This is a genomic window from Peptoniphilus sp. SGI.035, from assembly GCF_050315115.1.
GTDB lineage: Bacteria > Bacillota > Clostridia > Tissierellales > Peptoniphilaceae > Peptoniphilus_A.
The window spans coordinates 1-1,243 of record NZ_JBNPOJ010000051.1; the positions used below are offsets into that span (position 1 = coordinate 1).

Sequence of the window (1,243 nt, forward strand, 5' to 3'; positions counted from 1 at the left end):
ATTGATCTTTACGGGAAATTAGTTTCTGAGTCTATTTCTTTTTCTAATTCTTTTAAGGGTTTTGAGAAACTCAAAAATTATATTTCCTCTTTTGATATTGATTGTGTTAATTCTATTATTGGAATGGAAGCTACTGGTCATTATTGGCTTAGTCTGTATTCTGCTTTGATTGATTTTGGTTTTAATGTTGTTGTTATTAATCCTATTCAATCTGATGCTTTTAGAAAAATGTATATTAGACAGACTAAAAATGATTCTGTTGATTCTTTTATCATTGCTCAAATTATGCGTTTTGGTGAGTTTTCTGAGTCTTCTTTTTCTGATGAGGATACTTTTGCCTTAAGGAATTTATCTCGCTACAGATTTTCTTTGGTTGATGAGTGTTCTGATTGGAAAAGAAAGCTTGTTGCTATTTTAGATCAAGTTTTTCCTGAATACTCTACACTTTTTTCTGATATTTATGGTGTTACTTCTAAAGAACTTTTATCTAAGTATCCGCTTCCGGAAGATATGCTTTCTATTAGCACTTCTTCTCTTGCTGAACTTCTTTCTAAATGTTCTAAAGGTCGCTTTGGTTTGGATAAGGCTAAAGAAATTAAAGAGGCTGCTTCTAATTCTTTTGGTATCAAGTTTGCTCTTAAGTCTTTTTCTTTCCAGATTAAACAAATTATTAATCAGATTTCTTTTTTGGAAGATCAGGTTAAAGAAATTGAAGTTGAAATTTCTTCTTTAATCTCAGATATGTGTCCAGTTATTACTACTATCACAGGTATTGGTGATGTTTTAGGTGCTGCCATTTATTCTGAAATTGGTGATATTTCTCGTTTTGAAAAAGCTAGTCAACTTGTTGCTTATGCTGGTCTTGATGTTGCTGTTAAGCAGTCTGGTGAGTTTGTTGGTGCTCAGACAAAAATTTCTAAAAGAGGTTCACCTTATCTTAGACGTGCTATTTGGCTTGCTGCAACTGTTGCTGCTTTTAAAGATCCTGCCCTCTCTAAATATTATCAAGGTCTTAGAGATCGGGGTAAGGCCCATGGTACGGCTATTGGTGCTGTTGCTAGAAAATTAACTAACATAATTTTTGCTGTTTTAAGAGATAACAAAGCTTATATTCCAAATATTTAATTTTCACTTTATTTAATTGTTTTTTTGACCTATTTTGATAGGTCTGTTTGCCATGCTATTATTTACATATTTAAGTTTTTGGTTTATTATTTACTTGCAAGTAGGAGGATAGGGCTAT

General features: G+C 31.9%; 1 protein-coding gene. It reads left to right on the top strand.

Annotation, left to right across the window (positions count from 1 at the left end; all coding sequences use genetic code 11):
- Positions 1-1,125: IS110 family transposase (locus ACQRC6_RS09745; RefSeq protein ID WP_427848747.1), on the top strand; the 1,125-nt coding region annotated here is incomplete at its 5' end.
- Positions 1,126-1,243 lie beyond the last annotated feature (118 nt).